This window comes from Gordonia sp. (in: high G+C Gram-positive bacteria) (genome assembly GCF_020438995.1).
In the GTDB taxonomy this organism is placed as follows: Bacteria; Actinomycetota; Actinomycetes; order Mycobacteriales; family Mycobacteriaceae; genus Gordonia.
Genome location: NZ_JAGQTN010000221.1, coordinates 1 through 7,250, shown reverse-complemented (window position 1 = coordinate 7,250; position 7,250 = coordinate 1). Strand labels below are relative to the sequence as shown.

The 7,250-nt window shown below is 66.6% G+C and carries 5 protein-coding genes; 2 read left to right on the top strand and 3 right to left on the bottom strand.

The window, feature by feature from the left end:
* From glgX to KDB67_RS15710, 3 genes are all read right to left on the bottom strand, one after another.
* Positions 1 to 2,198 (bottom strand): glycogen debranching protein GlgX (gene glgX / locus KDB67_RS15720; protein ID WP_291017456.1); only part of this gene is annotated, 2,198 nt, incomplete at its 3' end.
* A 65-nt stretch (positions 2,199 to 2,263) separates the two neighbouring features.
* Positions 2,264 to 4,456 carry an acyltransferase family protein gene (locus tag KDB67_RS15715; RefSeq protein ID WP_291017454.1) on the bottom strand — a complete coding sequence of 731 codons (2,193 nt, stop codon included), beginning with the start codon at positions 4,454 to 4,456 and terminating at the stop codon, positions 2,264 to 2,266.
* The gene (locus KDB67_RS15710; protein WP_291017452.1) at positions 4,446 to 5,021 is read right to left on the bottom strand and encodes a TetR family transcriptional regulator; all 576 of its coding nucleotides are present in this window, start codon (positions 5,019 to 5,021) and stop codon (positions 4,446 to 4,448) included. Before KDB67_RS15710 ends, KDB67_RS15715 begins: the two co-directional genes overlap by 11 nt.
* A gap of 140 nt (positions 5,022 to 5,161) precedes the next feature.
* On the opposite strand from KDB67_RS15710, the gene KDB67_RS15705 reads away from it, so the two are divergent.
* On the top strand, positions 5,162 to 6,481 hold the full coding sequence (locus KDB67_RS15705) for an adenosylmethionine--8-amino-7-oxononanoate transaminase (RefSeq protein WP_291017450.1): 1,320 nt from the start codon (positions 5,162 to 5,164) through the stop codon (positions 6,479 to 6,481).
* On the top strand, positions 6,478 to 7,250 hold a 773-nt coding region (locus KDB67_RS15700), incomplete at its 3' end, for an aminotransferase class I/II-fold pyridoxal phosphate-dependent enzyme (protein ID WP_291017447.1). The genes KDB67_RS15705 and KDB67_RS15700, both read left to right, overlap by 4 nt.

Sequence of the window (7,250 nt, the reverse complement as noted above, 5' to 3'; positions counted from 1 at the left end):
CCGAAGCCGCTGTGCCAGTCGTCGGTGGTCATCTCCTGCCCGGCCGGGGTCAGCCACGCGATGTCGAGTGTCTGGTCACCCCACCGGATCGGAACGCCGGCGAAGAACCGGCGTCTGCGCAGCACCGGATGCTTCGTGCGCAACGCGATGGCCTTGCGGGTGAAGGTGAGCAGGTCGCAGTTCTTTTCCGCCAGTGACCAATCCATCCACGCCAGCGGCGAATCCTGGCAGTACACATTGTTGTTGCCGTGCTGTGTGCGGCCGATCTCGTCGCCGTGCGCGAGCATCGGGGTGCCCTGGGACAGGAAGAGCGTGGCCAGCACATTACGTTGCTGCCGGGCCCGAAGTTCCAGGATGTCCGGGTCGTCGGTGGGGCCCTCGACGCCGCAGTTCCACGACCGGTTGTGGCTCTCGCCATCGCGGTTGCCCTCGCCGTTGGCCTCGTTGTGTTTTTCGTTGTACGACACCAGATCCCGCAACGTGAAACCGTCGTGTGCGGTGACGAAGTTGATGCTCGCCAGCGGGCGTCGGCCGGTGGCCTCGTACAGATCCGACGACCCGGTGAGCCGGGACGCGAACTCGCCCAGCGTTGCCGGTTCACCTCGCCAGTAGTCCCGCACGGTGTCACGGTATTTGCCGTTCCACTCCGTCCACTGCGGCGGAAAATTGCCCACCTGATATCCGCCCTCGCCGATGTCCCACGGCTCTGCGATCAGCTTGACCTGGCTGATCACCGGATCCTGCTGCACGATGTCGAAGAACGCCGAAAGCCGGTCCACGTCATGCAATTCACGGGCCAGCGTCGACGCCAGGTCGAACCGGAAACCGTCGACATGCATTTCCAGGATCCAGTACCGCAACGAATCCATGATCAGTTGCAGGGTATGCGGATGACGGGCGTTGAGGCTGTTTCCGGTGCCCGTGTAGTCCATGTACATTTCCCGGTTGTCCTCGACGACCCGGTAATAGGCCCGATTGTCGATACCGCGGAAACTGATCGTCGGGCCCATATGGTTGCCCTCGGCGGTGTGGTTGTACACCACGTCGAGGATCACTTCGATTCCGGCCTTGTGGAATTCGCGCACCATCGCCTTGAACTCGGTGACCGCCGACGCCGGCCGGTCCGGGTTCGAGGCGTATTCGATGTGCGGGGCGAGAAAGCCGAAGGTGTTGTAGCCCCAGTAGTTTCGCAAACCCTGATCGCGTAGCACCGTGTCCTGCATGAACTGGTGCACCGGCATCAGCTCGATCGCCGTGACACCCAGCTCTTTCAGATGATCGATGATCGCCGGATGGCACAGTCCCGCATACGTTCCGCGCAACTGGGCCGGGACGTCCGGGTGGGTGGCGGTCATCCCCTTGACGTGCGCCTCGTAAATGATCGTCTGATGGTACGGGTGGCCCGGGGAGTGATCGTTCTGCCAATCGAAGTACGGGTTGATCACCACCGACAACATCGTGTGGCCCAGTGAATTCAGCTGCGGCAGAGCAGGATCAGCAGGTTCGTCAGTCGCGGGTGCAGGCTCTGCCATGGCCTCCGGCGAAGTCTCGGCCGATGACGTCCGCGCCCCGGTCACCTCGTCGGGTGTGCCATCGGAAAGCGCGGGGGCACCACCGGTATCCGCGGCATCCTTGGTGGGTGCGTAACCGTCGCCGGGCTCAGCGTTGCCACGCGGGGGCCCTGTTTCGGTCGCGGGTGTGGACGGTCCGTCGGAGGTGGCCTCGATGCTCTCGCCCGGTTCGGAAGGAACACCCACGCCATCGTGCCTGTCCGGCAGCGGGTAGGAGAACAACGACGCGTCGCCGTCGAAATCGCCGTGAAAGGCCTTGCCGTATGGATCGAGCAGCAACTTGCTCGGATCGCACCGCAGCCCGGCCGGTGGATCGTACGGGCCGTGCACCCGGAAACCGTAGAACTGGCCCGGCCCGACATTCGGCAGATAGCAATGCCAGCAGTAACCGTCCACCTCCTCCAGCCGGATGCGGCGTTCAGTGCCGTCACTCTCGATCAGGCACAGATCGACGGCGTTGGCGACCTCGGAGAACAGCGAGAAGTTGGTACCCGCACCGTCGTAGGTGGCTCCCAGCGGATAGGGCGTACCCGGCCACACCTGAATCGGTGGGGGTTCCGGGTCGGTGGTGTCAGCGGGTCCGCCGGGCTGTGCAGGTTCGGTCAATCCTGCGCTCGGTGCATCCATGGGAGAACCCTATCGGTGATGACCGGGCTGGTCATCTCGACCAGCGCATCTCACTCCCGCGTGGCTCATCCGCCCGAGCGCCCCGCCCAGGGGATGGCCAGGCCCATCTGCCGTTCGAGTTCGTCCGTCAGACTCCGCACGTAGGTGGCACTGAGGTGATGCCAGTCCTTGTACACGATGATGTTGCCGACGATCGCCGGGCAGATCGGGTCCGGGGTACTGCCGGGGCGCTCACACACCCCGTCGGAGACGTCGAGCGGATGGAACAGCGGCCGGGTTCCGGCGATTTCGCGCGCCGGATCCTCGTCCAGCAACGCCATGGTCCGGCGGGTCGCGCAAGTGGTGGCCGAACCGCCGTCGGCCAGGCATGTCGGGGTGTCGATTCCGCCGTCCCGGTTGTGCGGCCAAGGGGTGTCGCGGATGCCCAGAACAGGGATGCCGGCGTCGAGGAACGTGTCGAAGATCGGCAGATAGTCCGGCGGCACCCAGTCGCCGAGTTTGCGGTCATGGGGTCGGGTGGAGGTGGTGAACACCGCGTCGGGCCGGTCGGCCAAGACCCGTTCGACGACGCGCTGCCCCCACTCGTAGCACTGCGGGTACGGTACTCCCTGCTGCTTGGGTTCAGGATCGGTCGAGAGCGGACAACCCATCTTCAGATACGTCTTGACGGTGAAGTCGCTGCGTTTGCCGATGATGTTCAGCGCGGTGATCCACATCTCCGAATGCGAACCGCCGACCAGCGCGATCGTCTTCCTGCCGTTCGGTGCGCCGTACGTTCCGACATGAATCTCGCCGTCGGTGAAATCGCTCATGAATCCGTCGGTGGAGGTCTCCGGGTAGTCGTGCAACACCTCCAGCGGTGTGGGGCGCGGATCGACGTCCGGAACGTGTGCCCCGTTGAGGAACGCCCGCGCACCCGGATACACGGCCGGATCCAGATTCCTGGTGTCGACGACGGTCGCTGACACATGACGCTCCCACGCCTTGATCCCCACACCCGACACGACCGTCAGGACCACGAGGATCGACGACACCGTCGTCCGGTAGTCGAGCCATGCCAATCGGCCGGAGGTGTGGCTGCGCCTCGATCCACTGCGCAGGGGATCCTCGATGTACCTCTTGGTGGCCCATGCCAGCGCGATCGACGCGGCCAGCAGGCCGACCCCTTCGAGAGCGTTGGCCTGGTCCGTGCCGCGCCAGGCGAGGTAGAAGATCAGCAACGGCCAGTGCCACAGGTACAGCGAGTAGGCGATCGACCCCAGCCACACCGGCCCTTGCCCCGCCATCGCCCGACTGACTTCGGGCATCGGCCGCGGCAGTTCTCCCGGCCGCGCCTTCTCCTGCGCCACGGACCCCGCCCAGATGATCGCCAGCGTCGCACCCACGGGAACCAGCGCCATCGGCCCCGGGTACTCGTTCACCCCGTCGATCCACCAGCCGCACGAGACGATCAGGGCAAGGGCGGAGAACGCGACGGCATTGCGGACCATCCGGTGCACGCGGATCGTCGGTAACCAGATCGCCAGTAGGCCCCCGGCAAGCGGCTCCCACGCGCGGGATCGGGTGTCGAAATAGTTGTACGGCTGATTGATCGCCATCCGGTGCTGGGCCCACGCGAACGACGCCACGGCCACCGTCAGAACGGCCAATCCGACGATGGCGCGGATCACCGCCGGACGTGCCAGTGCCGCGACGACCCGCGCGCCGAGCTTGAGCAGTCCGGCGAGGGCGAGCATGGCGAGCAGGGTGACGAGGAAGAACTGGCCCTGCACCGCCATCGACCACACGTGCTGCAGCGGACTGTTCGTGGAACTGGCCGCCAGATAGTCCTGCGAGTTGCCCGCCAGATACCAGTTCTGGAAATAGAGGGCGCTCGCGATCACCTCGCGGCCGATGTCCACCCAGCGGGTCTGCGGCAGGATCAGCACAGTCAGCAGCGTCACCGCGAGCAGCACGGTGATCAGCGCGGGCAAGAGCCGGCGCAACAACCGCGACAGCCGGGGCCACGGATTCACGGCCGTCCGGAACGAGACGCCCGGCTTCTGCGCGGAGATTGTGTGCCGCAACAGTGAGCCCAGAAAGAAGTAGCCCGAGAGCGTCAGGAACACGTCGACACCACCGGAGACCCGGCCGAACCAGACGTGGAAGCAGGCCACCAGCATGATCGCCAGCCCACGCAGGCCGTCGAGGTCGGTCCGGTACACGGGTGCGGTCGTCCGGGTCGTGGTCGGGTGAATCAGGTTCTGACTATGGCGCATCGGCCCGGGGTGTGTCGGCACGAGTGCGGGCGCCGTCGATGATCACCCCGAGCGCGTCGGTGAACTCGACCGTGAAATCGCGCCCGGACGGCCCCGTCACCGACAGGCGTTCCATCTGGGCACGGGTCTGCTCCTCGATGGTCAGGCCCAGGACCAGCTGACACAGCGCCGTCGACACCCCTCGCGCATCCCGCTCACGCAGACCCGCCTGCAGGGCGGCCGCCGCGATCTCGTCGGCGATGTGTGTGGCCGACAGGCCGCTGGCCCAGCTTGATGAGACCACTTCCGCGCTGTCGGGGACGGCGAGCAGCGCGGCCCGCATTCCGGTGGCCAGCCAGGCCAGACGCTCGTCCCAGGGCAACGACTCGGGCGCGGGCGGGATACCGCCCAGGATGTCGTCGGCGAGGGCGGCCAGCAGGGTCTGCTTGTCGGTGAAATGCCAGTACAGCGCGTTCGGTCGGACACCGAGTTCAGTGGCCAACCGGCGCATCGACAGGTCGGCGAGGCTGTGCTCGGCAAGGATGTCCCGGGCAGCGGTGAGGATGTCGCCGCGCGTATTGCTCACGCATACAGGGTAGGGGACGCGCGGCATCGCCTGTACGGCGTACAGGTCGCACCTGTACAGTGTTCAGGACCGGCGCGGCGGCCCCGCGCCCGCGACAGCAGCCCGTGATACGACATCCCTGTGTGAAGTGAGGCACCACCGTGGACGAGGCGACGATCAGCAGGATCGATGCCGAGTACATCTGGCATCCCTACGGCGCCATGCCCGCACCGTCGGAGCCGCTCGTCGTCGACAGTGCGCAGGGGGTGCGGTTGCACCTGGCCGATGGCCGCACGGTGGTCGACGGCATGAGCAGTTGGTGGGCCGCGATCCACGGCTACCGACACCCCGTACTCGATGCCGCCGTCACCACCCAACTCGATTCGATGGCGCACGTCATGTTCGGTGGCCTCACACACCGGCCCGCCGCAGAATTGGCCCGGCGTTTGGTGGACCTCACCCCTGATGGGTTGGAGCGGGTGTTCTTCTGCGACTCCGGTTCCGTCTCGGTGGAGGTGGCCGTCAAGATGGCCATCCAGTACTGGCGCAGCCGCGGCCGGACCGAACGCACCCGACTGCTCACCTGGCGCGGCGGTTACCACGGCGACACCCTGACCCCGATGAGCGTGTGCGACCCCGATGGCGGGATGCACGCCATGTGGAGCTCGGTGTTGCCCGAGCAGATCTTTGTGCCCGAACCACCCGCGATCGGTTCCGGCGACGCCGTGCTCGATGCATACATCGCCCTGCTCGACGACGAGATCGGTTCTCACGCAGGTGAACTAGCTGCCGTTATCGTCGAGCCCGTGGTGCAGGGGGCGGGCGGCATGCGGTTTCACGACCCGCGTCTGCTGCGGGCCCTGCGTGAGATCTGCGACGCCCGTGACGTTCTGCTGATCTTCGATGAGATCGCCACCGGATTCGGCCGCACCGGAGAGCTTTTCGCCGCCGACCACGCCCGGGTAGCGCCCGACATCATGTGTATCGGCAAAGCGCTCACCGGTGGCTACCTCACCCTCGCCGCTGCGCTGTGCACCGCCCGGATCGCCGTGGCCATCAGTGCCGGTGAGGCAGGCGGCCTGGCACACGGTCCCACCTTCATGGCCAACCCGCTCGCGTGCGCCGTCGCCGTCGCCTCCATCGACCTGCTCCTCGACTCCTCGTGGCGTGAGCGCGTCGCGCAGATCTCGGCCGGGCTTGCGGCCGGTCTTGAACCGCTGCGCACCGAGCCCGGAGTCCGGGATGTGCGGGTGTTCGGTGCGATCGGTGTCGTGCAACTCGACGAACCCGTCGACATGGCCATCGCGACGCGGTCCGCAGTGGACGCCGGGGTCTGGCTGCGGCCGTTCCGCGACCTCGTCTACACCATGCCGCCCTTCCTGTGCACCGACGACGACATCGCCGCCATCTGTGCAGGTATCGCGTCGGCGGCCACGGCGCGACACCGACTCCTGTCGCTGTCCCAGGGAGAGAACAGATGATCACCACCAGCCCCGTGCACACCGATGCTCTGGCGTGGCTCGTCGACGCCGGAATCGCACGCGCCGACGCAGGTCTGCACCGCGAGCCGTACGTTCGGGATTCCGCCGCGCCGCTCATCAATCTCGCGTCCAACGACTACCTGGGCCTGAGCACCCATCCCGACGTCATCGCCGGCGCGCACGCCGCCCTCGACGAGTGGGGCACCGGATCGACGTCGTCGCGACTGGTGTGCGGTACCACCGGCCTGCACACGGATCTGGAGAATGAGCTCGCCGACTTCCTCGGGACGCCCGCCACACTCGTCTTCTCGTCCGGCTATCTGGCCAACGTCGGCGCCGTCACCGCGCTCGCCGGCCGCGGCAGCCTCATCGTCAGCGACACCGGTACGCACGCATCCCTCATCGACGGCTGCAGGCTGTCGCGGGCGCGGGTCGTCGTCGTCGATCGGGGTGATCACGAGGCCGTACGAAAGGTGCTGGCCGAACGTGACGAGCCCCGGGCGCTCGTCGTCACCGACTCGATCTACTCGGTCGACGGTGAACCCGCCCCGATCCGCGAACTGTATGCGGCGGCCCACGACAACGGTGCCGCACTGCTCGTTGATGAGGCACATGCGCTCGGTGTCCGTGGACCCGGCGGCGCTGGTCTGGTCGCCGAATGCGGGCTGGCCGGCGCGCCGGATCTCGTCGTCACCGGGGTGCTGTCCAAATCGCTGGGCGCACAGGGCGGACTGGTCGCCGGTAGCTCCGTGCTACGTGAGCATCTCAT

Bases quoted from the DNA above. Each gene is read 5' to 3' on its own strand.
- KDB67_RS15715 (WP_291017454.1), bottom strand. From the start codon at position 4,456: ATGCGCCATAGTCAGAACCTGATTCACCCGACCACGACCCGGACGACC.